28 protein-coding genes are annotated in these 25,010 nt (G+C 55.2%); 19 read left to right on the top strand and 9 right to left on the bottom strand.

Features of this window, described 5'->3' with window-relative positions; translation table 11 throughout:
- Positions 1 to 3: 3 nt before the first annotated feature.
- Complete coding sequence (locus WCX72_RS05315) at positions 4 to 687, bottom strand: hypothetical protein (RefSeq protein WP_345971292.1); 684 nt, start codon at positions 685 to 687, stop codon at positions 4 to 6.
- 243 nt (positions 688 to 930) lie between these two features.
- Here WCX72_RS05315 and WCX72_RS05310 point away from each other — a divergent pair, with 243 nt between their 5' ends.
- Positions 931 to 1,161 carry a hypothetical protein gene (locus tag WCX72_RS05310; RefSeq protein WP_345971291.1) on the top strand — a complete coding sequence of 77 codons (231 nt, stop codon included), beginning with the start codon at positions 931 to 933 and terminating at the stop codon, positions 1,159 to 1,161.
- Between the two features lie 208 nt (positions 1,162 to 1,369).
- Here the strand turns inward: WCX72_RS05310 and WCX72_RS05305 are convergent, their stop codons facing one another.
- On the bottom strand, positions 1,370 to 1,801 hold the full coding sequence (locus WCX72_RS05305) for a hypothetical protein (RefSeq protein ID WP_345971290.1): 432 nt from the start codon (positions 1,799 to 1,801) through the stop codon (positions 1,370 to 1,372).
- Positions 1,798 to 2,448 (bottom strand): DUF5671 domain-containing protein, encoded by a 651-nt coding sequence (locus WCX72_RS05300; protein WP_345971289.1) that lies wholly within the window; start codon positions 2,446 to 2,448, stop codon positions 1,798 to 1,800. Before WCX72_RS05300 ends, WCX72_RS05305 begins: the two co-directional genes overlap by 4 nt.
- 180 nt (positions 2,449 to 2,628) lie before the next feature.
- Here WCX72_RS05300 and WCX72_RS05295 point away from each other — a divergent pair, with 180 nt between their 5' ends.
- The 6 genes from WCX72_RS05295 (at position 2,629) to WCX72_RS05270 (ending at position 6,650) form a co-directional block, all read left to right on the top strand.
- Positions 2,629 to 3,324 (top strand): CDGSH iron-sulfur domain-containing protein, encoded by a 696-nt coding sequence (locus WCX72_RS05295; RefSeq protein ID WP_345971288.1) that lies wholly within the window; start codon positions 2,629 to 2,631, stop codon positions 3,322 to 3,324.
- A gap of 81 nt (positions 3,325 to 3,405) precedes the next feature.
- Positions 3,406 to 3,996, top strand: a complete 591-nt coding sequence (locus WCX72_RS05290) for a Crp/Fnr family transcriptional regulator (RefSeq protein WP_231021039.1) — start codon at positions 3,406 to 3,408, stop codon at positions 3,994 to 3,996.
- Between the two features lie 162 nt (positions 3,997 to 4,158).
- Positions 4,159 to 4,611: a DMT family transporter gene (locus WCX72_RS05285; RefSeq protein ID WP_345971287.1), complete on the top strand. Its 453-nt coding sequence runs from the start codon at positions 4,159 to 4,161 to the stop codon at positions 4,609 to 4,611.
- A gap of 3 nt (positions 4,612 to 4,614) precedes the next feature.
- Positions 4,615 to 5,238: an NAD(P)H-dependent oxidoreductase gene (locus WCX72_RS05280; protein ID WP_345971286.1), complete on the top strand. Its 624-nt coding sequence runs from the start codon at positions 4,615 to 4,617 to the stop codon at positions 5,236 to 5,238.
- Between the two features lie 8 nt (positions 5,239 to 5,246).
- Complete coding sequence (locus tag WCX72_RS05275; RefSeq protein ID WP_345971285.1) at positions 5,247 to 5,672, top strand: GNAT family N-acetyltransferase; 426 nt, start codon at positions 5,247 to 5,249, stop codon at positions 5,670 to 5,672.
- 165 nt (positions 5,673 to 5,837) lie between these two features.
- Entirely contained in the window at positions 5,838 to 6,650 is an 813-nt protein-coding gene (locus tag WCX72_RS05270; protein WP_345971284.1) for a sulfite exporter TauE/SafE family protein, read from the top strand.
- A gap of 9 nt (positions 6,651 to 6,659) precedes the next feature.
- Here WCX72_RS05270 and WCX72_RS05265 read toward each other — a convergent pair whose 3' ends face one another.
- The gene (locus tag WCX72_RS05265) at positions 6,660 to 7,007 is read right to left on the bottom strand and encodes a TraR/DksA C4-type zinc finger protein (RefSeq protein WP_345971283.1); all 348 of its coding nucleotides are present in this window, start codon (positions 7,005 to 7,007) and stop codon (positions 6,660 to 6,662) included.
- A gap of 270 nt (positions 7,008 to 7,277) precedes the next feature.
- Between WCX72_RS05265 and WCX72_RS05260 the strand changes: the two genes are divergently transcribed.
- A complete protein-coding gene (locus WCX72_RS05260; protein WP_345971282.1) occupies positions 7,278 to 9,362 on the top strand; it encodes a fibronectin type III domain-containing protein in 2,085 nt (694 codons plus the stop codon).
- A gap of 253 nt (positions 9,363 to 9,615) precedes the next feature.
- Here WCX72_RS05260 and WCX72_RS05255 read toward each other — a convergent pair whose 3' ends face one another.
- Entirely contained in the window at positions 9,616 to 10,671 is a 1,056-nt protein-coding gene (locus tag WCX72_RS05255; protein ID WP_345971281.1) for a hypothetical protein, read from the bottom strand.
- 184 nt (positions 10,672 to 10,855) lie between these two features.
- On the opposite strand from WCX72_RS05255, the gene WCX72_RS05250 reads away from it, so the two are divergent.
- Positions 10,856 to 11,266, top strand: coding sequence for a DUF3617 family protein (locus WCX72_RS05250; protein WP_345971280.1), 411 nt, complete (start codon positions 10,856 to 10,858; stop codon positions 11,264 to 11,266).
- 142 nt (positions 11,267 to 11,408) lie between these two features.
- Here WCX72_RS05250 and WCX72_RS05245 read toward each other — a convergent pair whose 3' ends face one another.
- Positions 11,409 to 12,605: an amidohydrolase family protein gene (locus WCX72_RS05245; RefSeq protein WP_231021028.1), complete on the bottom strand. Its 1,197-nt coding sequence runs from the start codon at positions 12,603 to 12,605 to the stop codon at positions 11,409 to 11,411.
- A 237-nt stretch (positions 12,606 to 12,842) separates the two neighbouring features.
- On the opposite strand from WCX72_RS05245, the gene WCX72_RS05240 reads away from it, so the two are divergent.
- Positions 12,843 to 13,385, top strand: a complete 543-nt coding sequence (locus WCX72_RS05240; RefSeq protein ID WP_231021027.1) for an ester cyclase — start codon at positions 12,843 to 12,845, stop codon at positions 13,383 to 13,385.
- A gap of 51 nt (positions 13,386 to 13,436) precedes the next feature.
- Here the strand turns inward: WCX72_RS05240 and WCX72_RS05235 are convergent, their stop codons facing one another.
- Positions 13,437 to 14,075 carry a hypothetical protein gene (locus WCX72_RS05235; protein WP_231021026.1) on the bottom strand — a complete coding sequence of 213 codons (639 nt, stop codon included), beginning with the start codon at positions 14,073 to 14,075 and terminating at the stop codon, positions 13,437 to 13,439.
- Between the two features lie 186 nt (positions 14,076 to 14,261).
- On the opposite strand from WCX72_RS05235, the gene WCX72_RS05230 reads away from it, so the two are divergent.
- The 3 genes from WCX72_RS05230 to WCX72_RS05220 all read left to right on the top strand — a co-directional run bounded on the left by WCX72_RS05230 (position 14,262) and on the right by WCX72_RS05220 (position 17,650).
- Complete coding sequence (locus WCX72_RS05230; RefSeq protein WP_231021025.1) at positions 14,262 to 15,179, top strand: DUF3137 domain-containing protein; 918 nt, start codon at positions 14,262 to 14,264, stop codon at positions 15,177 to 15,179.
- A 118-nt stretch (positions 15,180 to 15,297) separates the two neighbouring features.
- On the top strand, positions 15,298 to 16,371 hold the full coding sequence (locus WCX72_RS05225) for an alkene reductase (RefSeq protein ID WP_345971279.1): 1,074 nt from the start codon (positions 15,298 to 15,300) through the stop codon (positions 16,369 to 16,371).
- 124 nt (positions 16,372 to 16,495) lie between these two features.
- Positions 16,496 to 17,650, top strand: coding sequence for a DUF2235 domain-containing protein (locus tag WCX72_RS05220; RefSeq protein WP_345971278.1), 1,155 nt, complete (start codon positions 16,496 to 16,498; stop codon positions 17,648 to 17,650).
- 7 nt (positions 17,651 to 17,657) lie between these two features.
- Here WCX72_RS05220 and WCX72_RS05215 read toward each other — a convergent pair whose 3' ends face one another.
- Entirely contained in the window at positions 17,658 to 18,605 is a 948-nt protein-coding gene (locus WCX72_RS05215; RefSeq protein ID WP_345971277.1) for a hypothetical protein, read from the bottom strand.
- Between the two features lie 298 nt (positions 18,606 to 18,903).
- On the opposite strand from WCX72_RS05215, the gene WCX72_RS05210 reads away from it, so the two are divergent.
- From WCX72_RS05210 to WCX72_RS05195, 4 genes are all read left to right on the top strand, one after another.
- Entirely contained in the window at positions 18,904 to 19,038 is a 135-nt protein-coding gene (locus WCX72_RS05210; protein WP_255707538.1) for a hypothetical protein, read from the top strand.
- Between the two features lie 39 nt (positions 19,039 to 19,077).
- Positions 19,078 to 19,731 carry a hypothetical protein gene (locus tag WCX72_RS05205; RefSeq protein ID WP_345971276.1) on the top strand — a complete coding sequence of 218 codons (654 nt, stop codon included), beginning with the start codon at positions 19,078 to 19,080 and terminating at the stop codon, positions 19,729 to 19,731.
- A 139-nt stretch (positions 19,732 to 19,870) separates the two neighbouring features.
- Positions 19,871 to 20,101, top strand: a complete 231-nt coding sequence (locus WCX72_RS05200) for a DUF350 domain-containing protein (protein WP_231021020.1) — start codon at positions 19,871 to 19,873, stop codon at positions 20,099 to 20,101.
- The gene (locus WCX72_RS05195) at positions 20,098 to 20,934 is read left to right on the top strand and encodes a transglutaminase-like domain-containing protein (protein ID WP_345971275.1); all 837 of its coding nucleotides are present in this window, start codon (positions 20,098 to 20,100) and stop codon (positions 20,932 to 20,934) included. The genes WCX72_RS05200 and WCX72_RS05195 overlap by 4 nt, the downstream gene beginning before the upstream one ends.
- A gap of 59 nt (positions 20,935 to 20,993) precedes the next feature.
- Here WCX72_RS05195 and WCX72_RS05190 read toward each other — a convergent pair whose 3' ends face one another.
- Positions 20,994 to 21,338: a zinc ribbon domain-containing protein YjdM gene (locus WCX72_RS05190; RefSeq protein WP_231021018.1), complete on the bottom strand. Its 345-nt coding sequence runs from the start codon at positions 21,336 to 21,338 to the stop codon at positions 20,994 to 20,996.
- A gap of 105 nt (positions 21,339 to 21,443) precedes the next feature.
- Here WCX72_RS05190 and WCX72_RS05185 point away from each other — a divergent pair, with 105 nt between their 5' ends.
- The gene (locus WCX72_RS05185) at positions 21,444 to 23,915 is read left to right on the top strand and encodes an EAL domain-containing protein (protein ID WP_345971274.1); all 2,472 of its coding nucleotides are present in this window, start codon (positions 21,444 to 21,446) and stop codon (positions 23,913 to 23,915) included.
- Position 23,916: 1 nt separating this feature from the next.
- Positions 23,917 to 24,951 (top strand): DUF2235 domain-containing protein, encoded by a 1,035-nt coding sequence (locus WCX72_RS05180; protein WP_345971273.1) that lies wholly within the window; start codon positions 23,917 to 23,919, stop codon positions 24,949 to 24,951.
- Positions 24,952 to 25,010: the final 59 nt, after the last annotated feature.

The raw sequence follows: 25,010 nt of genomic DNA, 5'->3' as shown, positions 1-25,010 counted from the left end.
CGCTCAACCTCCTAAATACGTATTACTTTCTATATTCCCCTGATAAAGGGATGGCTGCCAAAAACCTTCCAGCCGTGAGTATTCCAACGCACCGCTTTCGAAAAGCTTCTGCAAAGCATCCCGGAGCTGATTCTTCAAAGTTTCATCTGTCGCCTCACGGATGCCATTGCCCATCATCGGGATAAACCAGATCCCGACCCATGTCGTAACGGAGTCTCTGTTCTGAACCGTCGTTTCAATGTTATCGGCAGTTGCAACAGCTTTGAGCTGCAGCGTATAGTTATCTGTACCGCCTCCAGGAATAATAAAGAAGCTGAACCCCGTGATAAAACCGGACAACATCGCCAACATTTCGTTGCCATGATTATAGAGATTAAGCGTAATCGTATAATCAACATCTTGCTGTTTGGATGCATCAAAGGTATAGGAACTAAAGAGCTTTGACTCATCGATGATTCGTTGTACGACAGGCTTTAATTCTTCTGTCGCCTGGGTTATTTCGGACGCACTTCCGCTCTCCGGATCACCATGAAAACCATGAATATTGATATAAGCCGAAGGCTTGTGTTCATACTGTGACACATCGGTGAACGTTTCCAATTTTGCAACTTCATGATTTTGAACAGCGGTACACCCGCTGAAAGCCAAAGCCAGCAACAAAGCCCCAATTACGTGCTTGATCGTCATTCTACACCCTCCAATTTATTTTAATATTTACTATTGTATATTTTTTATTATTAAATAGTAATGTATACACATTTTGCTTTCTATGCATCCTTTCGCTCCCGACCCAATACTACGCCAACATATATATTCAATAAAATACTTTTTAATGTTTTTATATATTTGTTTTCAAAGCTATAATACTCATGGAAGTTTTGGGGCATCGGAGATATCGCGATACGAACAGTCGGTAGCAAGGAGAGAGAAATGGCAATCAAACTGATCAATAAGTACCAGGCTTGGTGGGACTCAAGTACCAACACGGGATATTTCTGGTTCACCTATTTTGATGGAGAACGCAAACGTACAGGCGCTGTCAACGCAGAAAGTTTTGCCATCGTCACCGATCTGCTCCGCAACGAAAAACCGGTCTACGGGGATCATACGAGAGCAATGGTGACGACACAGTCCGAAGAGGTTGGAGAAGAGGAGAGCTGACGCGCCTGCCGTTAGTACAGTACAATAGACTCGTCTTATATTGGAGACCCGATACCCCCGAAGCTTCGCCACCGCACATGATGCACTCACGGTATCACTCACCCGTCAGACGCATTTTTGCTTTGTAACGTCTATATCCCCGTACACTCAAAAGCGCCCGAAATATCCAAACGACCGTTCCTAAAGCCGCTTCCACGCATTCACGTCCCTACTTTTCATAGGGTGTCAGTCTGAAGCAGTACACCCCCGCATTGTGGGACCAGTCCCGCTCTCTTCCAGCCCGATACATCCAGCTCTCTTTGCTCTGTTTTGTATCGAATTCGGCGCACAGTTCATAGGCAGACGCAGTGGTGATGCGATAACCATAGCTCTTCAGGGTCTTAGGGTCTGCGATCTCTATCTCGCTCACGACCCCTTCTTGCAGGGCGTTCATGTCGGCCGGAAGTTTGTGGTAGCGTTCCCAGTAGCGGTCGATCGTCAGGGCGATCTCCGCCAGATCAGAGACACGCCTTTTATCAAGCTTCTTCGCCCGCTCTTTGGCGGGGGAATCGATCAACATCATTCCCGCGACGATGGCGGCAATAACGGCGGTCACCGCGAGGAGTATGATGAGCCTCCCCGCCGCTTCGCCGCGTCTCATTGCTCTTTCTCCTCTTTACGGAGGTCCCACAGGTAGTAGCCGAAGATCGTCCCGGCAATAATGCCGACAACCAGAAATTTCAGGAAGAAACGCAGCGTCATTTCCCCGCCCAAGAGGTTGAAAATCAAAACGGCCAGGTCGCCGACGATAAACCCGGAAACGATGAACAGCGTCACGTAGGTCAGCCATTTCCGTATCTTTGACGCACGCCCAAGCGGGTCTCGCCGGTAGGAGCGGCTGATCAGATAGCTCATATAGAGATAGAGCGGAAAGGCGATGAGCAGCATGGAGATGTCCCAGCGGATACCGCGTTCTATCCACGCCTCCATATCCCCCCTGCCCGTCAGTGCCGGATCGGGCAGCAACAAGGCGATGATATTGAAGAGCAGGCTTCCCAGGTTGTAAGCGCTCATATAGAGTGCGGCAAAAAGCAGCAGGTAGAGGAAAGCTTCCATCGCCGAGAGATAGGGTTTTGGTTTCGGCACCGGGATCGGAAAATCGACGTCGGCGTATTTCCCGAGTCCGTGCGCGACCTCCTCTTTCATCCATCCGGCTTCGAGCAGGACCTTTTCGATCTCCGGGCGCCCGAGACCCTGCTGCAGAGCCTCCCGGATAAAATTCGACAGTTCTTCAGAGACAGCCGCCATGTCGTTGTTCTCCTTGATAACAAGAATCTATGCAGTACGATTGTATCATAGAGCATTCGACATCGGTCCCATAATTTTATAATGAAACCTTATCGCCATCAGGGAAATCGGCTGTTAGATTCTGCACGATATGTACCGTGACGTTCTAAAATATGCTAAAGTAGCCAAAGAAGGCACACTATGACTGAAACAGCACAAAGCATTACCATCGTCAAAAACGGCCCCCTCATCGTCAGGGGCAGTATTCCCCTCTCCGTACAGACCATTGGCGTCAACGATGAGGGCGAAGCGGTCAAGTGGATCGAGGGAAAGCAGTATCCGCTCCAGGCCGTTTACAGCCTCTGCCGCTGCGGGCAGTCCAAAAAGCACCCTTTCTGCGACGGCAGTCACGCGAAGTGCGGTTTTGACGGCACCGAAACGGCTGAACGTCTCCCCATCGTGGAACTTTCAAAGACCTACGACGGCCCCGACATCTACCTGACCGATGCCAAATGCTACTGTGCCCTCGCCCGCTTCTGCGACCCGCACGGCGGGGTATGGAACATGGTAAAACTTTCGGACGATCCTGAAATCCGCCCGGTGCTCCTCCAGGAGGTGTGGGACTGCCCGGCCGGACGGCTCGTGGCCTGGGACAAAAAGACCGGGGAGGCGATCGAACCAAAGTTTGAACCCTCCATCGTGCTTATCGAGGACCCGCAAAAGCACTGCAGCGGCCCCATTTGGGTTCGCGGCGGCATCCCCGTCATCTCGGCGGACGGCACCCCTTATGAGATCAGGAACCGCGTCACGCTTTGCCGCTGCGGGGCATCACACAACAAGCCTTTCTGCGATGCCAGGCACCTGCTGACGCATTTCAAGGCGACCGAAGACAAATAACTTCCTTTGCCGATTGGAATGACGCCGAATGATCAGTCAAACACATCAAAACAGCGCTGCAGCTTTTCACAAGAGAAGAAAATGATCGACAACGAATGCCTCGCCTCTTTAAAACACGTCATGGACGCCTACGCTCCCATTTCCGAACGTTCATGGGAAGCGTTCGAGACGCACATCACCTTCCAGACCTATCAAAAAGGAGAAACCCTGCTGCGTTTCGGCGATACGGCGACGAGACTCTACTTTATCTGCAAAGGGCTCCTGCGCACCTATTTTCTGGACGAAGAGGGACATATGTACAACAAAAACCTCTTTTTGGAACATGATTTTGCCGGTTCAAAGGCCTCCATGCTGCTCGGCTCCCCTTCGGAGTTCTGTATCGAGGCGTTGGAGGAGACCTCCGTCATCGAGATCGCCTACCGAGACTACCGCCGCCTCATCGACAAGTATGACGACGTCAAAGCGTTCTACATCGCCTACCTTGAACAGAAGTGGGTCATCGAGAAAGAGCGCGTCGAGATCGCCCTTGTGCTCGAAGATGCGCGCTCACGGTATCTCGCCTTTCTCAAAAAGCACCCCGGGATCGAAAAGCGTGTCAGCCAGCACCATATCGCCGCGCACCTCGGCATCACGCCGACCCAGCTGAGCCGCATACGCAAAAACCTCAAATAAACGCTTCTTAATCGACGGCACATCAACATATGTAAATGACACATAGGGGGGCTTTTTATTATCATTGCCGCATATGGAACGTGTTTCCATAGAATAACGCTGAAGGAAAATCATGAACGCGGTACACAGCAGATGGACGCGCACGCATGACGCGGTACGCCGATGTATGCGATGACACTCTACCTCACTGCATTCGCAGCCGGGATTGCCCTGGCGGTGCAAGGCGGTTTCAATGCGCAGCTGGGCGTCATGCTGAAAAACCCGTTTCTCGCAACGCTGATTGCCTACACGGTCAGCACGCTCTTTGCGCTGCTCTACCTCATGGGCAATCCGGCGCAACTGTCGCTTCCGAAAGGAGGCGGCAGCGTGCCCCTTTACCTCTGGGTTGCCGGGGGATTTTTCAGCGTTATCGGCATCGCCCTGTATTACTACATTATTCCGAAGATCGGCATCTCAAAGATGTTCACCTTCGGCTTGAGCGGCCAGATGGTTTTCGTCATGATCGCCGGCGCGTTCGGCTGGTTCGGTCTGCCCATGGAGGCCATTACGTACAAAAAGCTCGCCGGACTCACGATCATGCTCTCCGGCGTCGCACTCATCACCTATGAAGGATAATCTATGCATATGAAAGCACACTACCTGGACATTCTGCAATTCCGGCATGCCGCCCGACGGTTTCACGAGCATAAAGCGATCGGCGCCGATGACCTGGACTACATTCTCGAGGCCGGGCGTCTCAGCCCCTCCTCCTTCGGCATCGAACCGTGGCAGTTCCTCGTCGTCACCTCTGACCCGCTGAAACGGCAGCTGCAGAGCTGCTGTTACGGCCAGGAACAGGTGGGGACGGCCTCGGCGGTGATCGTCATTCTCGCCAGAAAAACGCTCCGCATCGAAGACGGTTATGTCGAACCCCTGCTACGGCGCGACGGGGACGACCTCTATGAAAACGTCCTCAAGGGTTTTTATGCGGGCTATACCGACGCACTGAGCCCCGGGCAGCTCGGCGATTATGCTGACAAACAGTGCTATCTCGCGGCGATGAACCTGATGAACGCCGCGGCGGCGCTGGGCATCGACTCCTGTCCCCTCGGAGGCTTCGACGCGGAAGCGGTGATGTCCCTGCTGCGGGTCGATACAGCGATCTTTGGCGTCTCGATGGTGCTCCCGATGGGGTACGGCACCTCCCGTCCCGAGCATCGCCATCGCCGCGCATTCGACGACGTTGTCACCTTTGTGGACTAGGAGACACTATGCAGCTTGCATGGCACGATACCTGCGAAGGCATTGACTGGGAGCAGCTTTCCGACCTCTACAGGGCCGCACCGCTGGGAGACAAACCTCCGGAGGCGCTTCGGACGGTCTTCGGCAACAGTATGTTCGTCTGTTTCGTCTTCGACGGACCTGCTATGGTCGCCGCGGGACGAGCACTTGCCGACGGCGTTGACTGCGCCTATATCTGCGATGTCGCCGTGCTGCCGGCCTACCAGGGCCAGGGGCTTGGCAAAGGCATTGTCTCCGCGCTCGTCGAACGCGCCCGCGGACATAAAAAGATCATTCTCTACGCCAATCCGGGGAAGGAGGCGTTTTACGAAAAGCTCGGTTTCAGACGCATGCGCACGGCCATGGCGGTTTTTGAAAACCGGGAGCAGGCGATCGCGTGGGGACTGCTGGAATAAAAGCCTCCTCCCGTATTGCGGCATCAAGTTTTTCACAGACAATTAAATCTTTTGCGTTTAAATAGGTGTAATTCAATGGGTATTTTGATAAGCGTCTGCTACAATACCCGCAAATATACCAAGGGCATTGATGTCAATCCAACCGTACGAAAGATGTAGCGCAGTATGAAACGTCTCCTCCAGGGATTCGCCGCCGGGGGCGCTGTCGCGACACTGGCGGGGCTGATCGGGCTGGGCGGCGCGGAATTCCGGCTGCCTGTACTCAAGGGGCTGTTCCGGCTCGACACGCTCAAGGCCGTTATCCTTAACAAGGCGACATCGCTCATCGTCGTCTTTTTCGCACTGCTCTTCCGCGCTTCTGAAATCCCTTTTGATCAGCTGTGGGAGTACAAAAGCATCATGCTCAACCTTCTCGCAGGCTCCCTGGCGGGCGCCTGGATCGCTGCCGGCATTGCGATGAGGATCAGCGAGCGCACGCTCGACCGCATCGTGCTCGCACTCCTGCTCTTTCTCGCCGCCGTCCTGATGGGAGAGCACTGGTTCCTCCAGGGAGAGAACGGGGCGCTTTTTGATGCCCCGCTGGCACAGATGATCGCGGGCGTAGCGGCGGGATTCGGCATCGGTGTCGTCGCATCGATGCTCGGTGTGGCGGGAGGCGAGCTGCTCATCCCCGTGATCGTCCTGCTTTACGGCGTCGACATCAAACTGGCCGGCAGCCTCTCACTCGCGATCAGCCTGCCGACGATGATCGTCGGTTTTGCACGGTACAGCCAGAGCCAGGCCTTTATCGTCTTGCGTGAAGAGCGGCGGCTCTTCATCGCCCTGGCCGTCGGGTCCATTGCCGGCGCCGCCGCCGGTTCGGCTCTGCTCGGGGTTGTTCCCGGGGACATGCTGGTCCTCCTGCTGGCGGTGGTCCTGATGCTCTCGGCATACAAGATCTTCTCTCATCAGCAAAAAGATTCGGCACAGTCGGCGTGAAGCCCAGCGCTACAGTTCCGCTTCGCGCTGCTCCTCGATGCAGTATCGGGCATGCGGGATCGCCTGCAGCCGCTCAAGGGGGATCTTATCGCCGCTCGCCTCGCAGACGCCGTAGGTCCCGTTTTTGATCTTTGCCAGGGCGTGATTGACCTCATCGAGCTCATGCCGCTGCTGTTGGATCAGCGCCGTTTCGTTCCGGCTCTCGTTTTCCAGCGCGACTTCGTCCTGCATATCGACACCGTCGTCCGTCGTGGTCACGGCGTCATTCTCCTCGAGAAGACGCGCGATGCTCGATTCCAGCTCCGATTTCATCGCCAACAGCGTTGTTTCAAACGTTTCTAGATGCTTTTTTTTCATTGCTTCTTCTCCTCTTTTTTACTATCTTATTCGTACCAATGTAAAAGATTGATTAAGGGGAAAAACAAGTTTGGTCGGCTGGTTCCGCAATGCGACTGCGCTCTCAAGAAAATTTCACGTTAGAGCTGATAACATTATCAAAGAAATACACATAATAACAGCAACCGACATCACACAATTTTGTTAACACCCGACGACTTCGGGAACTATGTCCCTCATCTCTCTCATCACGGGTGTTTTACGGTTCGTTGCTAAAGGAGTCTTATCAGAATGAGTTTCAGCACCTTCGGCCTTTCGGCAGCATTGTTATCCCTCTCCCTCGTATTCAGCGGGTGCGGTGGAGGTGGAGGTGGTTCGGACACGCCGTCCGACAGTACCATACCAACAACGCCAACCGGCCTCAGTGTCCAGGTCGTCTCGACCTCACAACTCGACCTGAGCTGGAACGCTTCCACCGATGACGGTACGGTCGTCGGCTATAAAATCGAGTGGGGAGGAGGCCTCGGCATGGCCTATTCGACCTCCTATGCGGCGACAGGACTCGCTGAGGCTACACAGTACTGCTTCACCGTTACGGCCATCGACGACGAGGCCAACATCTCCCCGCAGTCTGCAGCGGTATGTGCTACCACGGAGACGGCTGCCCCCTCCCCCTGGGTCACCGTGCGCTCGGGCACATCCGATGAACTCTCCAACGTTGTCTGGACCGGCAGCGAGCTAATCGCCGTCGCCGAACATTTCGGCGACCCGACGTCGGTGTTCACATCATCCAACGGTATCGACTGGACACAGACCAAGACATCCGGTTTCGCTTTTAACGGTGCCGACGACGTCGTCTACGGCAACGGCCGCTTCCTCGCCGTCGACAGCGACTGGTACCACACCTCCACCGATGGCATTACATGGTCGCTGTCCTATGTAGAAGCCAACAGCTCCGTAAACGTCAACGCGCTCGCTTGGTCCTCTTCCCTTTCCCTCTATATCGCTGTCGGCGACTCCGGCTACATCGCCACATCGGCGGACGGGACGAGCTGGACACCCGTTGCTTCCGTACCGACGGCGGAAAACCTCGCCGGGGCGGCCTGGATGGACAGCCGCTTTTATGCCCTCGGTGCCCAGGGGACAATCCTCACTTCGTCAAACGGAGTCGACTGGAACAGCGAAACGACCCCGGCCGTCAGCGACACGATAGAAGACATTGCCTGGAACGGCAGCACCTTTGTCGCCATCGGGTACGGCACGGTCCTCACGTCGGCCGACGGCAACACCTGGAACGAGGTCAACAGCAGTATCGGCGGGGAGAAGGTCGTCTGGGGCGGCGGTACGGCAAACGTCTTCGTGATGATCGGATCGTCCAACACGATCTATACGTCCCCCGACGGCACCACCTGGGCACGGCAGTTCCCGGACCACGATCCCTATTATTATCAGCTGAGCCTGCGTGACATTACCTGGACCGGCACACGCTTTGCAGCCGTCGGCGAGCAGGGAACGGTCCTTTCCTCCGCCAACGGTCTTGATTGGCAACTCGCCGCGAGCGGTTCCGACCTCAGAGGAGTGACATACGACGGCAGCCGCTATATTGCCGTCGGCGCCTGGGGACGCATGGCCGTCGGCGACAGCGCGGACAGCTTGCAGTACCGGTATATCGGCGATGATCAATACTATACCCATGCTATCGTCTATAACGGCACCCAGTACGTCGCCGTCGGGCAGACCTACGGCCTCTATACGGACGACCTCATCTCCTGGACCGATGACTGGTCCGGGGCGACGACCACCCATTACGCGGTCGTCTGGGACGGCAGCCAATTCGTGCGTGTCGGAGCATACACCCAGACCTGGGACGGCGTGAGTTACGACAGCAGCAATGAACCTGACTGGGTCCTGACTGACAATGCCTTTTACCGTGACCTTTTCTGGGACGGCAGCCAGTTCATTGCAGTCGGCAACAGCGGGACCGTCGCCACATCCCCGGACGCAAGCACGGGATCGTGGACATCGCATGACAGCAACAGCACTCAAGCCCTTTACGGCGTCACCAAGGGCAACGGCCGCTTCATTGCCGTCGGCCTGGACAGCACCGTTATTACCTCCGACGACAACGGCACAACCTGGACATTGCGCTATCCGACGGAATCGCAATACATCTACTACAACCTCTACGCCGTCACTTGGACCGGAGCGCAATTTGTCGCCGTCGGGGAGGCAGGCATGATCCTCACTTCTGCCGACGGTATTACCTGGGAGAAGACCTATCATGAGGCATACAAGACGTTTTACGACGTGATTGCCAACGGTGCCGATATCGTTATGGTTGGCGCCGAGGGCACGATCGTCCGCAACAACCCCTAACGGCGGAAGAAGCCTTCTCAGGTACCGGGGCTTTCCGCCCCTTCCCGCCGCTCCAATCCCTCCAGGACCAGTGGAATCTACCTTTTCGATAATGAAGCGGGCGCACGCCGCTATCTTGAGAAGCGCGTCTGACCTCGTTCGGTATCCAACACATCTGCTCTGTTATCTTCCGGACCAATGATGTACTAAGCAAGATCGACCGCGCGCCGCTTTAAGCGCCGCCGCTCCGGGACGTCATTCCTCTCGCTTCGGCCTACTGTGCCTTCATCGGGCGCGGCTGCGTCACCGGTTTGAGCTCTTGTTTAACGCTGGCGGTCGTATTCATACGGTTATTGCGGCGGTTCGTATCTTCAAAACGCGGCATATTCAACGCGGCGGTGATTTTCATGCCGTCTTTCAATGTCAGATTCTCGAAGGTGTACGTCACCTTACCGCCGGGCTTGGCCAAGCGCTTGCGCGCATCGAGACCGGCCAGGGTCACACCGCCCCACGATTTGCCGTCAACCGTCAGCATCAGTGTTAAAGCACTTTTTCCTTTGCGCGCATACACCTCGTCGGGGATAGCACCCTCTCCGAAGTTTTGCAGCGTCACATAGAGTTTCCCGCTTCCCCTGCGCTGTCCCATCTGAAGGATACCGAGGTCCATCGGTTTGGGCTGCAGCGCCTCGTCGACATACTGCTGTTTGCCGGGGTAGGAGATCTTCACCTCGAACTCCGGTGCCAGCTGCGTATCGTAGTTGTCCAGGACAATGAAGTACATCCCCTGCGTCTCCATCAACTCCATCTGGTCAATGTCGTAGTGCGGCGGCGTCGACCGCCCGTCGGCAAGCGTAACATGGGCATTGCCGCGGCGGTAGTACGCCGGAAGCTTTTTCTTTTTCTTCTTGCCGAAGATGGAGTCGGAGAGATTTTTGAGGCTTCTATAGACGCCCCGGATCTCATCGCCCGCGATGTACTCGACGGGATTGTATTTGTTCGCTTTTTGCGCCCACTCCTGGAACGTGCTCTTTTTCATCGGCTGTTTGCCGTCAAGAAAACGCGAATCGACAAAATACCAGCGGAACGGGGAGTGCCGTTTTTGCTGATCGACCTGGTCATGCGTGTAGTTCGTCACCTTGATCTCGAACGTCACCCGTCCCGGTTCGGTGATCTCGATGGGGTAAAAGACCGTATAGGGATCACTGCGTTTTCCGTTGTACAACTGGACTTTTTTGTGGAAAAGCCCTCCATTCTCGTTGCCCGCCGCTCCGGCCGGATTGGCGACCGCCAGCAGCATTATGGCTATCAGCGCCCATTTTATTTTTTGCATAGGAATCCTTTTTTGACGTGAGTTGACAGGCGGGTGCGACGCGGCACCGACCTACCTGTATGTAATAACCCTAACGCAAGTAACCTTAACAACATTACACATTGATACACCCCATGACGTTTGGTTTGCGAATATCACAATAATATATTACAATGGCCCTCAAATTAATGTACAAGGATGTTATATGCGATCGGTACTTACCGCTTTAATCTGTTCCGGGTTCCTCTTCAGCGCCTGCTCTTCAGAACCGGCAGGACCGGACTTCAAAGAGGGAAAATGGTCCATCACCAGCAAAACGGAAATGCAGGGAATGGCGATGCAAATCCCCGCAACGACCTTTGAGCAGTGCATGAGCGCGGAGGATCGCGTTCCGGTACAGCAAAACGACAATGACGGCTGTAAAGTCTTGGAGCAGAAGATTGACGGCAACACCGTATCCTGGCGCATCGAATGCAACCATTCCAAAGGGGACGGCACAATCACCTATACGGATGAAAGCTTCCAGGGAAAAATGAATATGCATACCGATACGGGTATGGGTGCCATGACCATGACGACAACGATGACAGGCAAATACCTCGGCCCCTGCGAATAACCCTCCAGACCCGTTCCCGAACCCTCGTGTGGGAACGGGTTGATCCCCCATATCTTCCGTCCGACATTGGCACAAGCCTCTCTGTGTGAACATTATCTATCCGCGTTTTGCCAACGGTACATCGATAGGTTTTGCCGAGCACTTATTGCCGCAGGACACGCCCTTCGCCGATGACGACGCGGGGGATGGCGCCGAGCATCATCGGCTCACGGTCCCATAACAGCAGCGAGGCCCATTTGCCCGGCTCGATGGTGCCGAGCTCCGCGTCCATTTCAATGGCACGGGCATTTTCCCGGGTAAGAAGATTGATCGCATCCGTCGCATCGAGACCGGCGATCATGAAGTATTGCGACGCATCGCGCAGGGTGTGTGCATGGATGACGGGATGATCGCTCATGACCGCCATCGGCACCTTTGCCCCGACCAGCTCGGAGACGTTCTTATACGAGGCGTGTTTGAGCTCGGTTTTATACCCGACGCTTCCCAACGGTCCAAAGACGACGGGGATTCCCGCCGCATCGAGGGCTTCGAAGATATGGCGGTGATGAATATCCATGCAGTGCTCCGCGCTGGCGCGCAGCCCGTACTTTTTGACCAACTCGATCAGATAGAGCGCATCGTCCTCTTTGTGAACGTGGATCTTGACGAGTTTGTTCCCCTGAAGCAGGTCCAGCAGCGCGTGTTCCGTCGCCGTGAAAGCGGCATGGTAGTCCGCCTCGATCTGCTCCCGTTTGAGGGCAAGGAGCTCTCCCTCAGCGCTTTCGTCCAGCTCCAGCAGAGCGATATCGCGGGCGGTACGCGCTTTTTTCTCCCGGGCCAGCAATGTATCGAAACGCTCTTCGAGGAGGGCATTGACCCCCATACGCGTATTGGGACGTGTTCCTTTCCACTGCCGCGTCGATGTCGGGTTGTAGCCCAGCGCCATCTTGTATCCCAAGTGTTTGACCAGCGCGCCGTCGACATTCGGCGCAAAATGGCGGATGACGGTCGTCTTCCCGCCGATGACGTTGCCGCTGCCGGGGACGATGCAGCTGTAGAGCACGCCGAAATCGATGGCATAGGTAAAAGCCGGATCATCCATATAGATGCTCTGCAGGGGCTCGTTCAACGGCTGGATCTGGTCGGTCATGTCGTTACCTTCGGCCTCTGAAGAGGGTTCGCCTTCACGGAACATCCCGATATGGGAGTGCGGATCGACAAAGGCGGGAGTAACGATCCCTTCGAAATCGTACCGTTCCGCACTGTCCGTCACGGCTTTGATCTGTGTGCCCTCGATATGGACATAACATGCTTCCCGGCGCGTACGGCCGTCGTAGAGAACGCTGGCTTTAATGATCACGGCAACTCCTTTACGCGTCGTATGCAAGTGGCGTGCACGCTGCAACGCTGTGACCTTGCCAAGCGGAACACTTAAAAAGAAAATATAAGAAAAATCAATCACTATCTTCTCAATGCAGATGCCTCATAATGGATGGATCAGGCATGTGCCGCGCTCCCGTTACTCCCCCCGGGATTCGGAGCGCGGCACGGATCATCGGCAGCACAGACTGCAGAAGAGGAGGAGGAAGGATTCCCCATGAAAACGATCATGAAAATTTGCGCATTATCGGTGCTGGCGGCGTTCGCTGCCGGTCTCGGCGGCTGTGCAAAAGTGCAGCCGGGCGTCGCCTGCGAAAAAGACCAGGAGCGCATTGCGGCCAACCTGGCCAATTTCGACGACCTGGACTTCAACGTCTACAGCGGCCAGAAATGGGACGAGCTCTCCCGCAGCCATGCGAAGGGCATTGTCGTCCACTGGCCCGACGGACGGACGACGAAAGGGATCGGCATTCACATTGAAGACCTGAAAGGTATGTTCGTGTGGGCCCCGGATACCCGGATCGAAACCCACCCGATCAAAGTCGCGCAGGGAGAGTGGACGGCCGTCATCGGCGTCATCCAAGGTACCTTCACACGTCCGATGCCCATCGGAGAAGGCAAGTTCATTCAACCGACCGGAAAATCGTTCAAACTGACCATGTCGACGTTCGGCCACTGGACGGACAAAGGAACGATGGACGAGGAGTACCTCTTTTGGGACAATCAGGAGTTCATGCGGCAGATCGGACTGGGGCAATAGCGCCGGAGGGCATCATGGGGTCGCATAATGTTTCCCCCGGGGCGGAGCCGTTCATCCGCGCCTTCGCTCCTCTGTTCCCATCGCCATCATCAAAAAACCGGTAAACGCTGCATTGTCTTTTCCCAGTGAAGGGTCCACCCGCTTTTTCATCTCGTTGAGCACTTTTGAATAGCCTTTATAAAAGGCGTACGCCGGGCGCGGTTTGTACACCAGCTCCCCTATTTCGAAGTGTTTGAGGATGTTCTTGGTCGTCGTCGGCTTGATGAAGAACGCCTTGCGGCGGTTGTAATAGTACGGCAGCATGGAGACCAGAGACCATTTCGCCAGCTTGTAATACGACAACACCTCAACAAGCCCCTCAAAGCCCTCTTTTTCGTTACCGTGCAGCAGTTCGTACAGCGCGATGGAGAGCATATCTTTCTGCTCCGGGCTCATCTGTTTGACCATGTCGCGCACGCGCGGTTTCTCGAAAAAGGAGATCATGGAGGATTTGGAGACGATCTTCGCGAAGTTGTCGCACACTTCGTCAGGCTGCCCGAAGGCGTTTTCGGCAAAAAGTGTTTCGACCTGTCGGCCGATCGCCGCGCTGTGATGCCGTTTGACAACGGGGAGAAGCGCTTCATCCCCGAAACCGCCGGGGTACATCGCGAAGAATTCCGCTTCGGCCGTTTTGAGTTTGTCGAGGTTCATAGGCTCTTTCCTTCCGCTTGCAGCTGTTCTGCTCTATTATACCCCGCCGCCTTCGGTACCGCCCGTTCGTATGGCGTCATGATAGCGATTCCGCCAAAGCAGTATGTTCCGCAGAGCGGTGCGGCGGACCTTCGATATAATCTCCTACAAAAGATCTTGTTTAGATCGGTACAGAGGAGCGGCGGTTTGAAGACATTGGCTGAACTGGAACAGGTCTTCGAACTACAGATCCAGCCGCATATTCCCCCTGAACGGACCATCCCTCTAAACGGCACGCTCAAAGCCGTACTCTTTACCTCTCTTTTTGCGGTGACAGGGGTCCTGCTCCTCGCGGGTATGCCTAAGATCGCCGTACTGGTTCTTCTCTTTTTCGCGCTGATATACAGCATACTTGCCACCAGGCGAAAACCCGGTAGAAGACGGCGGACGCTCAAGAGCTTCCAGCGTCTCGCCGTTGCCCCGCTGCTCCGGGCGATCGACCCCGCGCTGAAGTACAACCCCTACGGGGGCATCGCCTACCGCGACATCCTCGCGTCGAAACTGGCGGATGATTTCCCGGCCAAGACCTATGAAGCCAACAACCTGCTGACCTACGACAACGACGGTCTCCCGGTGCGGATGTCTCATGTCATGCTCGAACATCACGAAGCGGGGGAGAAGGTGCCGGTATTAGGCGGCCTGTTCGGCATGACGGCGGCCCGCCGACCGGTAGAGGGCACGACGATCGTCTCCTTCGACCTCGCAGAGAAGCACCTCGGTTTTCTCGGAAGCGGGCTGCAGCCCAAGGCGATGTACCGGGGGCTTGAAAGAATACGCCTCGACAGCAGCGGCTTTGAAAAAGAGTATGTCGTCCACGGAAGCGATCCCATCGAAGCTAATTTTCTGCTGTCGCATACGGTGATGGAAAAACTCGAAGAACTCATCAGAGAGTACCGCGTCTTCCCCCGCATCGCTTTCGTCGGGGACACCATCTACATCGCCGTGCTCAACGGCGGTTTCTTCCAACCTTTTTCGTGGACGTTCAACGATCTGAAACAGAGCATCAATGCGCTCAATTTCGCGCGCGAAGCCATCAAAGCGATCCATCATCACCACCGCCTCTAGACACGCATCTCCTGCACCCTCTCATTATCGTATCTGATACCCGAGAACTGTCCCCGGATTTTAAGATTGCTGTTACGGCCGTCGTGAAATAATGGCCCATCACCCACACAGGAGCACTATGATGGATCTCTTTTCACCGCTGAACGTCGGAAACATCACCCTTAACAATCGCATTGTCATGGCACCGCTGACCCGCTGCCGGAGCGTAGAGGAGCACCGGGCCAACGCCATGATGGCCGACTACTATGCCCAGCGGGCCTCCGCCGGCCTTATCATCAGCGAAGCGACCATGGTCTCCCCGATGGGGATGGGCTACCCCGCGACGCCGGGCATCTATACGCCCGAACAGACGGCGTCATGGAAACAGGTGACGCAGGCCGTGCATGATAAGGGCGGGAAGATCTATCTGCAGCTGTGGCACGTGGGCCGCATCTCCCACCCCTCTTTCCTGGGCGGCGAGCTTCCCCTCGCCCCTTCGGCGGTCAAACCGGCGGGACAGACCTTTACCTTCGAGGGGATGCAGGACTATGTCACCCCGCGCCCGCTGGAGACTGCGGAGATCCCGGGCATTGTAGAGCAGTATGTCGACGGGGCAAAAAACGCCGTTGCCGCCGGGTTTGACGGTGTGGAGATCCACGGCGCCAACGGCTATCTCATCGACCAGTTCCTGCGCGACGGCACGAACAGGCGCAAAGACGCCTACGGCGGTTCCGTCGAAAACCGCGTACGATTCCTGCTCGAAATCGTTGAAGGCGTCAGCGCCGCAATCGGCGCCGACCGCACAGGGGTACGGCTCTCTCCCAGCGGGACTTTCAACGACATGAGCGACTCCGACCCCAAAACGCTTTTCACCCATGTGCTGCACCGACTAAGCGATGCAAACCTCGCCTATGTACATATTGTCGATGCCCTCGAAGGGGATATCCGCCACGGGGCGAACGTCGTCGAGCTCGCCGCGCTGCGCGATGCCTACAAAGGTGTGCTTATCACCTGCGGCGGCTATGACAAAGCAAAGGGAAATGCCGTCATCGCCGGCGGTCTGGCCGACGCCGTCGCTTACGGGCTGCTCTACATCGCCAACCCAGACCTGCCGGAGCGCTTCAAGGCCGACGCGCCGCTGAACGAACCGGACCCGGACACCTTCTATACCCAGGACGAAAAGGGCTACCTGGATTACCCGACACTCGGATAGCACAGCAGCAGCGCGTCCTCTCTTTCCCTTCCGACGGCAGCCTTTGCCGTCGCCACTCTCCGGTGAAGCACTTTTATATGTAAAATATTTTATGGTGTTATAAAAAGGTTTTCAAGGAGAAGCGATGCTGCGGCTTGGCGTATTTTTTGACGGTACGGGCAACAATCTTTACAACGACGACCTCATCGGTGACGGATCGCTGAGCAACGTCGCCAAACTCTACAAAGTCTACCGTGCCAGCAGCTACACTGCCTTCTATTCCCAGGGGGTCGGCACGGGAAAATACAAACAGGGGAAAACCCTCTCAGCCAAGGCCGTCGAAGCGATACGGCAGCGCAAAAAGGCCAAAAATAACTATTACGACGCCCTCCATATGGCCTTCGGGGGTGATGCCAAAAGCTTTGTCAAACACAAGCTCAAAAAAGTCCGTTCGGCTGTGCGGCAAAACGGCAGTGACGCCGTCATCATCGATGTCTTCGGCTTCAGCCGTGGCTCCGCCGAGGCACGGGACTTCGTCAACCGCATCAATGCCGCCTACAAACACGACGCAAACGTACGCATCGGTTTTGTCGGCCTCTTCGATACGGTGGCGACGATCGGCCTTGCCAATGAGGTCAATATCGGTTTTAACCTGAACCTCTCGAATGATTCGGCTGAAAAGATCGTTCACCTGACCGCCAAAGACGAACACCGCCACAACTTTCCGCTGGAGTCACTGAGACGTGCGGACGGTACGACGGAAGCCAACACGGAGGAGATCGCCCTGATGGGGGTCCATGCCGATATCGGCGGAGGATACGGGGAGCTCGACGACCGCCAGGATCTCCTCGTCAAAGGGTCGGAGTTTTACCGGGTCTATCCAAAACACAAAAAGGCGCAGGCGGAGGTGCAGGTCGATGCCTTGCGGCAGGAGGCTAAGGAGAAGGGCTACGAACTGCTCCACACCCTCACCCAGCTCCCCGCCCTCTCCGACTGGGCCCTGGACGCCTGTTTCATCGAACACGCACCGGTCGCCTATGGCATCAGCAACAGTGCCCTGCAACTGATGTATTCGAAGGCTGCTGCACAGATCCCTTCCCTTGCAGGGCTTGAGCTCCTGGGCGAAACGGCCGCAGGTCACAGCCTCTTCGAAGCCCCCGCTGCTCTCGACAAAAGCTACATGCATCTTTCCGCCGTCGGCGACCGCTATGCGCTCTCAACGAGCGACTGGATCACGAACCTCAAAAACCCCGGCGGCAAACGCCGGGTCTATTTCAACAATCCGGGACTGGCCGGATAAAAACGGCTTAGGCCGTCTCTTTCTCGACCAGCTTCCGGTCGGTAAGGATCGCAAAGGGGATCTGGATCATATAGGCGATCATGATCGGCAGCAGCATCGAAACACCGAACGCTTTCATGGAGAAGGTGGAGAGGACCAGCGCCAGCGTGATATAGCGCGTTACGCTGTGCCAGAAAGCGGCGCGCTCCTGTGGAGAGTCCATCTTGAAGATGAACCAGGCACTCGCTAGGTCCAGGACATAGAAGGCAAGCACGGCGGCCAGCGCGATGACGATCAGTTCGGGTTCGAAATCATAAAGATCGACGAGGTTCTGCGTGCTCTGGAGGCCGAAAAGATAGAAGAGAATGATGAACATGCTGATGTTGCTGATGTAGGGGCGGTAGGTCTCAATGAACTTCTCCAGCGGTTTGAAAAGCACCACGAAACGGCTTGCGATAAACGGGATGACGATGAGCAGTTCGATGACCAGCCGCGCATAGCTCTCCATGTTGTTATTGTCGTCCGTGTAGAGGGTATCGAAATAGCTCTCGGTGTAGACGCCGAAGAGGTGCAGCATTAAAAACGACAGCGAGATCAGCAGCAGGTTGATAAAGAGGATGAGAAAGCCCAGCGACGTATCGCCGCCGGACTTTTTGATCCAGTACATCACCATCCCGCCGCCGCTGAGTACCGACAGAAGAAATAACCCGGCGGCGATGCCGTAGTCGCGGCTCAGCAGGCCGATAATAACGGCGAAGGTCGGCAGCAGTACAAAGTTGAGAAAAAGGCTTTTGATGACGACAAGACGGTGATGCCAGAGCAGTTTGACGTCCATGAGCTTCACTTTGAAAAGCGAAGGCATAATCATCGTCAGACCCGCGAAAAGACAGATATTCGAGCTGAAGATAAAGCCATCGGTGTTGAATCCATAGATAAAGCCAAGCAGCGCGCCCAGCAGTACGATCAGCAGTTGCATTTTTTCCCTTCATCATCGCAATCATTCATTCTAAATCAAAGAGTCTTATTCTCTCCACAAATTATCAAAATAACATCACATTTTATAGCTGATGGCGACGAATAAGCGCATCGAGAAGACCAAAAATTGTCATGAAAAAAATCAGTCCTTTTACGCGTGCTGCGCCTTTTCATGCCCTTCATACCTATTTTGAGATATTTGCTTTAATCTGTTCTTTTAAGTATTGTGGAGTTATGATGTAAATATCTGCTCTCGTATACGCATAAACATTTGGGGATACGAGCGAAAAGGAGATGACATGAAACGTTGGTTCCTGGCAATCCTCGCGATCACAGCAATCGCGATTTACGGATGCGGCGGAGGCGGAGGCGGTTCATCATCCGGTTCCAGTGACTGGGACAGTATGACCTGGGATCAGGACAACTGGGGATAACGGCCGTTGCGGCAGAACACAAACTCAAAAGGATTCATCATGAAAATCAGACAATTTGGATTGCGCCTTCTAGGTATTTCGGCATTGATGGTATCAGGGAGTCTTTACGCCGGGCAGGTCAGCGGGATGACAACGTTCACCCCCGGTACGACCGCTTACGCCTCCGAAGTGAACGACAACTTTACGGAGCATACAACCCAGATCAACGACAACGACACGCGCATCACCGCCAATGCAACAGCGATACAGACCAACACCACTGCGATCGCCGAAACGGGGCTCGTCAAATGGGCGGCATTCTCGCCAAGCTGTTCATCACTGGTCGATGTCGGCGCCACCTACACCAAAATCGGACAGTTTGGAACATACGCAAAAGCCCAAGATGATTCAGTCCTCAATATCGTCTTCAGCGGCCGCCTCAAGGCGGCAACTATCCTGGGAAGTGGTGTCATTTTCGAACTGAGGGTTGACGACACGGCAACAACCTTGGGACGCATCAGAGGGATCGTGAAAGCATCGGAGGCCGGTATCGACGGTGTTGCCGTCACAATGGAAGGGCTCTTCCCAGGGCTCAACGCCGGTACGCATACCGTAAGCCTGTGGGCGATCGGCATAAACGGCACCGTGACCGGCGCTCAGTACAACCCTGGCTGCTGGGTTGCGGACAGCGTCCTCATCAAAGAGTTCAAATAACATACTGCGGGTACCAAGGTATCCGCGGCAAGAACGTGTACGCCCGTTTACCCAGCAGGCGTTCCCCTCTACACCCTTCGTGCCCGTAAAAGAAAAGGTGCGCTACACTACGTGCACCAGCTTAACGAAGGAAGCGCCTGTGCCCGAAAGCGACTTTTTTATCTCCACTCTCATCAATCTTTCCGTCAATCTTGTCTATACGGTGGCCGTGCTCGTTATCGCCGTCATTGCCCTGAAGTACATTGACAGCAAACTGCTGAAATCCATCGCCCTGGAGGAGGAGATCAAAAAAGGCAATGTCGCCGCCGCGATCTTCGCGTCGACCATCCTGATTTTCATCGCCATCATCGTCGCCTCCTCGATGACATGATCGCAAAGTTCCTACGAACCTTCTTTACCCTGCTGCGGGTCCTTATCCTGCTCTACGTCCCCCTCTTCTTCATCACAGCGCTCAAACAGCGGCACGACGAAGCCGCCCTGCCGCTCCCGCCTCCGCAGAGCGTCACGCTGCCCGACGCTTCCCTTCCCCGTCACCGTCCGGGGCCGAGAGCGGGCGAGATGCAGCTGCTCTCCGTGCCGGAGAAACGGAGCGCCAGGATCCCGGCATGGCTGGACCGGCCCGCCAACAAATCGCGGGGCCAGGGGTCCGGCTCCCAGCGTCTCAATAAGAAACCCGTCGCCTATTTCGCCTATGGGCGCGATCTCAAAGCCTACTATGCCAACGGTTTTTTCAAGCACTTCATCCCCTTCAGCGTCGATTCGAAATGGAGTGCCATGCATCATATATCAAGGCATATGCACTATGTGCGTGACGAACAGCAGTTCAAAGGGTATGCCGAAATCTGGCTCAGTTCCGAGGAAGCTTACTTAAGCGGGCGCGGCGACTGCGAAGATCACGCCATATTGCTCGCCGACTGGCTGGAGGGAATCGGCTACGATGCACGGGTCGTCTTCGGAACGTATAAAAACGAGGGGCATGCCTGGGTCGTCGTATTCGAAGCGGGAAACACCTACCTCCTCGAAGCAACGGCCAAGCGGGTGAAAAGCAGTTTTCCCCTGGCGTCCGCCCTGCCGAACTACCATCCCAAGGGGATGTTCAACGACCGGTACATCTGGTACAACTACGGATCGCCGCTCACCACGGCATACACCGGTGGCCAATGGATCAGAACGGCACGGTTCCGTCCGGCTGAAGAACGTTAAACGGGGAAATTAAACGCAGCAATCGGTCGGCGTGCTGCCGCCGACCGTCAGAAGAGGAGTCAGACTTTTTTAACGAATTCGGACTTGAGTCCCATCGCGCCGACACCGGGGATCTTACAGTCGATGTTGTGGTCGCTGTTAGGGTTCAGTTTGATATTTTTGACCTTGGTACCGACCTTGATATCGGACGATGCACCCTTGACCTTCAGGTCCTTGATGACGGTCACGGTATCGCCGTCTTGCAGAATGTTCCCATTGGCGTCACGCACGACAAACGCATCCTCAGCACCGGCGTCCGCGGCATCTTTTGACCACTCGTGGGCGCACTCCGGACAGACGTAAAGCTCACCATCCTCATAAGTGTATTCGCTTCCGCACTGGGGGCATTTGGGCAATTGTTCCATATTCATCCTTTTCAAAAAACTAATTGTACCAGTTCAACTAACAAGCGCAAAATCATTTATCACGTTATTAATACAAATTAGATGCCTATGGAGTATAATGAACCCATGCAAACGGTTTTTCATATTTTTATTCTGATTTTTCTCACTTTGAATCCCCTCTCCGCCGAACCTGTCATCAATGTCACTTCCAGCGGCAAACAGTATGATCTCTCCGACTCTGTTCTGCTCTGCATGGACCATCTGAATATGCTGAATGTCGACATGTTCCTGGAGGGCGGCAGCCCGGCGATATGCAACACCGTTGATAAGCATCAGCTCCCCTTCGGTTATGTCGACGACACCATCTGGCTCCGTTCGACACTGAAGAACACCTCCCACACCGAGAATGCATGGATCGTCGACCTCGAAAACCCCCTGCTCGATTATGTCGATCTCTACGTGATCGAAAACAAAAAAGTCATCGCCCATTTTTCCAGCGGGGACAAACGCCCCTTCGCATCACGCCCCTTGTCGAGCCTGACGTTCCGTTTCCCGATCACACTCCTTCCGGAGAAAACCACGACACTGGTCTGGAAGATCCATTCCCAATCGGCGATCGATCTCCCCATCACCATTAACGACCCGGACGCCCTGCAGGATGCCGATCAGAGACGTTTCCTCTTTTACGGCATCTTTTACGGTATCCTCATTATTTTGTCGCTGTACAACTTCATCTTCTTCCTGATCTTCCGCAGAGCCATCTACCTCTATTATGTCGGCTTCATCGTCTTCTATACGATGATGCAGCTCTCTTTCGACGGCTTCACGCCTATGCTGCTTTTCCCCGATCACCCCTGGCTGTACAACGAAGGCGTCCCCTTCTTTGTCGACCTTACGATCCTGTCGGCCATCCTTTTCGGCCAACGCTTTTTGGAAACGGAGCTCTATACGCCGAAACTGCACTCCGTCCTGAACGTCATCATCATAATCAACCTCGTCCCCATGATCATGAGTTTTTTCGACATCTACTACCTGACGGTCAAACTGACAACCCTCCTGGCGGCCATTACGCCCGTCATACTGCTCTCCGCCGGTTTTGCCATCCAGAAGCACAACAAAAGACGGGCCCGTTTCTACCTCGGCGCCTGGAGTCTCTTTTTCGCCGGTTCCACACTGCTGGCACTGCATAAGTTCGGGCTGCTGCCGTCGACCTGGTTTATCCTGCACTCCCAGCAGTTCGGGGTACTGCTCAAAATCATCGTCCTCTCCTACGCCCTGGGCGACCAGCTGCAGTCGCTGCTCTACATCGACCAGCTGACGGGCATCGGGAACCGCCACTCCCTGCAACGCATTTTCGCATCCTCCATGAGCTATGCGAAAAAGGACAAACTCCCCTTTGCCGTCCTCTCCATCGACATCGATGACTTCAAAAACATCAACGACTCGATGACGCACAAGGTCGGCGACCAGCTGCTGATGCAGCTCAGTGCCCGTCTCAAAGCCCATCTCCGGCGTTTTGACACCATTTTGCGCATGGGGCAGGACGAGTTCCTCATCATCCTCGAACGGATCCAGTCGACGGAGAGCCTGACACACATCGTCGACCAGCTTCTTGTCCAGATCCGCAAACCCTTTAACCTCGACAACCACATCATCCACATTACGGCCAGTGTGGGAATAGCGCTCTATCCCAATGACGGGGATGACTACGACACCCTGATGAAAAACAGCGATACGGCGCTGCACAAGGCAAAGGAGCTCGGCAAGAACCGATTCTATTTCTTCAACCCCGTCTTGGACAACATGGCCATCGAACGTCTGAAGCTCCACAACGATCTGTTCGAGGCCCTGGATAACAACGAGTTTTTCCTGCTCTTTCAGCCGAAGATCAGTGCCACAGACAACAGTCTCGCCGGCGTCGAAGTCCTGCTGCGGTGGCGTCACCCCAAACGGGGGATTCTCACCCCCGATACCTTCATCGGCATTGCCGAACAGAACGGGCTGATTCTGCGGATTACGCACTGGGTGCTTGAGGAGTCCTGCAAGGCGCTCAAACAGTGGCAGCATATAGGATGGGACGGCATCTTTGCCGCCGTCAACGTCACGGCAGTCGATATCAACGACACCTACTTCATCCGGGATCTTCTCGACCTTTTCTCCGAGTACAATCTCAATCCCGACCTCCTCGAACTCGAATTGACAGAGCGGATCATCGTCGAGAGCTCTACCGACAACATCGAAACCATCAAGGCGCTGTGCGATGCGGGCATCAAGATCGCCATCGACGACTTCGGGACGGGCTACTCCACCTTTACCTACCTCCAATCCTTCCAGGTCGATACCATTAAAATCGACAAGAGTTTTATCGACGAAATCGAATTCAACGCCAAAACAGCCGTGATCGTCAAGACCATGACCGAACTCGGGCACGCCCTGGGGATGAAAGTCGTGATCGAAGGCGTCGAAAAGGAAGGCCAGGTACAGCTGCTCAAGAGAATGAAATGCGATATTTTCCAGGGCTACTATTTTGACAAACCGATGACGGCGGGAGCATTGGTCGCCAAATACTTTGTGCGGGATCAAATCAAAAAGGGATGACATGGCAAAAAATATCGTAATCTTCTCCGACGGGACCGGCCAGGAGGGCGGCAAAGGCAACAACACCAATATCTATAAACTCTTCAACATGATCGAGGACCGCACCCCGCGGCAGATCGCCTTTTACGACCCGGGGCTTGGCACGGGTATCCACCGGCTGACCGGGAACGTCGGCGGTTTCGGCATTTCCCGCAATATTCAGCAGTGTTACCGTTTTCTCTTTGAGCATTATGAAGCCGGGGACAAGATCTTCCTGTTCGGGTTCAGCCGCGGCGCGGCGACGGTGCGCAGCCTCTCGGGGTTCCTGCACTACTTCGGCATCCTGCCGAAATCCCGTCCCGAACTGATCGCCACAGCCTATGATATCTACATGATCGAGGATGAGGGCAAACGCAAGGAGAAAGCCGCCGCGTTTTTGAAAGACCATCACAATATGTGGACCAAGGTGGAGTTTATCGGCTGCTACGACACCGTCGCCGCACTCGGTCTCCCCATTAAGAGCCTCAGTGTCCTGCTTGACGGCATCCCCGGGTTCCGCCACCGTTTCCACAATTTCAAGCTCAGCGAAACCATCACGCACGCCTACCAAGCCCTGGCCATCGACGACGAACGCAAAACCTTCCACCCGGTGCTGTGGGAGAAGCAGGTCAAAGAGTGGCAGACCGTCAAACAGGTCTGGTTCAGCGGGATGCATACCGATGTCGGCGGCGGTTATGCGGAGCAGGACCTCTCCGACATCCCCCTGGTCTGGCTCACCCGGCAGGCGATCAACCACGGGCTTCTGATCTATCCGAAACACACGGTCGATCCCCATGAAGATGCCCAGGGGAAGATGCACGATTCGCGCGGGACATGGCTGACCCGTCTCTACCGCCGCGAGCAGCGCCATTGGGACGCGGCGACCCGCGGCAAACCCCTCGTCCACGCCAGCGTGCTCGAACGTCATGCAAAGCATCCGACGGCTTACCATCCTTGGATCCTGGAAATGGACTATGACGTCGAACCCTGGGAACAGTGGCCCGCCAAAGAAAAATAACCCCTCTTTGATTGCACGGCGCAAACGGCGTGCGACATCGATACGGTAGACGGCAACGG

It is taken from the genome of Thiomicrolovo immobilis, from assembly GCF_039645955.1.
Taxonomy (GTDB): domain Bacteria; phylum Campylobacterota; class Campylobacteria; order Campylobacterales; family Sulfurimonadaceae; genus Thiomicrolovo; species Thiomicrolovo diazotrophicus.
The sequence above is the reverse complement of the archived record's forward strand: the minus strand, read 5'-3'. Positions and strand labels throughout refer to the sequence as shown.

What these genes read in the sequence shown, in the direction of transcription:
- WCX72_RS05265 (WP_345971283.1), bottom strand. Translation starts at nt 7,007, where the DNA reads ATGAAAAAAAAGCATCTAGAAACGTTTGAAACAACGCTGTTGGCGATG.
- WCX72_RS05295 (WP_345971288.1), top strand. Translation starts at nt 2,629, where the DNA reads ATGACTGAAACAGCACAAAGCATTACCATCGTCAAAAACGGCCCCCTC.
- WCX72_RS05260 (WP_345971282.1), top strand. Translation starts at nt 7,278, where the DNA reads ATGAGTTTCAGCACCTTCGGCCTTTCGGCAGCATTGTTATCCCTCTCC.
- WCX72_RS05255 (WP_345971281.1), bottom strand. Translation starts at nt 10,671, where the DNA reads ATGCAAAAAATAAAATGGGCGCTGATAGCCATAATGCTGCTGGCGGTC.
- WCX72_RS05210 (WP_255707538.1), top strand. Translation starts at nt 18,904, where the DNA reads ATGAAACGTTGGTTCCTGGCAATCCTCGCGATCACAGCAATCGCGATT.
- WCX72_RS05195 (WP_345971275.1), top strand. Translation starts at nt 20,098, where the DNA reads ATGATCGCAAAGTTCCTACGAACCTTCTTTACCCTGCTGCGGGTCCTT.
- WCX72_RS05305 (WP_345971290.1), bottom strand. Translation starts at nt 1,801, where the DNA reads ATGAGACGCGGCGAAGCGGCGGGGAGGCTCATCATACTCCTCGCGGTG.
- WCX72_RS05240 (WP_231021027.1), top strand. Translation starts at nt 12,843, where the DNA reads ATGAAAACGATCATGAAAATTTGCGCATTATCGGTGCTGGCGGCGTTC.
- WCX72_RS05215 (WP_345971277.1), bottom strand. Translation starts at nt 18,605, where the DNA reads ATGCAACTGCTGATCGTACTGCTGGGCGCGCTGCTTGGCTTTATCTAT.
- WCX72_RS05300 (WP_345971289.1), bottom strand. Translation starts at nt 2,448, where the DNA reads ATGGCGGCTGTCTCTGAAGAACTGTCGAATTTTATCCGGGAGGCTCTG.
- WCX72_RS05225 (WP_345971279.1), top strand. Translation starts at nt 15,298, where the DNA reads ATGATGGATCTCTTTTCACCGCTGAACGTCGGAAACATCACCCTTAAC.
- WCX72_RS05290 (WP_231021039.1), top strand. Translation starts at nt 3,406, where the DNA reads ATGATCGACAACGAATGCCTCGCCTCTTTAAAACACGTCATGGACGCC.
- WCX72_RS05285 (WP_345971287.1), top strand. Translation starts at nt 4,159, where the DNA reads ATGTATGCGATGACACTCTACCTCACTGCATTCGCAGCCGGGATTGCC.
- WCX72_RS05275 (WP_345971285.1), top strand. Translation starts at nt 5,247, where the DNA reads ATGCAGCTTGCATGGCACGATACCTGCGAAGGCATTGACTGGGAGCAG.
- WCX72_RS05310 (WP_345971291.1), top strand. Translation starts at nt 931, where the DNA reads ATGGCAATCAAACTGATCAATAAGTACCAGGCTTGGTGGGACTCAAGT.
- WCX72_RS05270 (WP_345971284.1), top strand. Translation starts at nt 5,838, where the DNA reads ATGAAACGTCTCCTCCAGGGATTCGCCGCCGGGGGCGCTGTCGCGACA.
- WCX72_RS05205 (WP_345971276.1), top strand. Translation starts at nt 19,078, where the DNA reads ATGAAAATCAGACAATTTGGATTGCGCCTTCTAGGTATTTCGGCATTG.
- WCX72_RS05280 (WP_345971286.1), top strand. Translation starts at nt 4,615, where the DNA reads ATGCATATGAAAGCACACTACCTGGACATTCTGCAATTCCGGCATGCC.
- WCX72_RS05180 (WP_345971273.1), top strand. Translation starts at nt 23,917, where the DNA reads ATGGCAAAAAATATCGTAATCTTCTCCGACGGGACCGGCCAGGAGGGC.
- WCX72_RS05185 (WP_345971274.1), top strand. Translation starts at nt 21,444, where the DNA reads ATGCAAACGGTTTTTCATATTTTTATTCTGATTTTTCTCACTTTGAAT.
- WCX72_RS05315 (WP_345971292.1), bottom strand. Translation starts at nt 687, where the DNA reads ATGACGATCAAGCACGTAATTGGGGCTTTGTTGCTGGCTTTGGCTTTC.
- WCX72_RS05220 (WP_345971278.1), top strand. Translation starts at nt 16,496, where the DNA reads ATGCTGCGGCTTGGCGTATTTTTTGACGGTACGGGCAACAATCTTTAC.
- WCX72_RS05190 (WP_231021018.1), bottom strand. Translation starts at nt 21,338, where the DNA reads ATGGAACAATTGCCCAAATGCCCCCAGTGCGGAAGCGAATACACTTAT.
- WCX72_RS05235 (WP_231021026.1), bottom strand. Translation starts at nt 14,075, where the DNA reads ATGAACCTCGACAAACTCAAAACGGCCGAAGCGGAATTCTTCGCGATG.
- WCX72_RS05250 (WP_345971280.1), top strand. Translation starts at nt 10,856, where the DNA reads ATGCGATCGGTACTTACCGCTTTAATCTGTTCCGGGTTCCTCTTCAGC.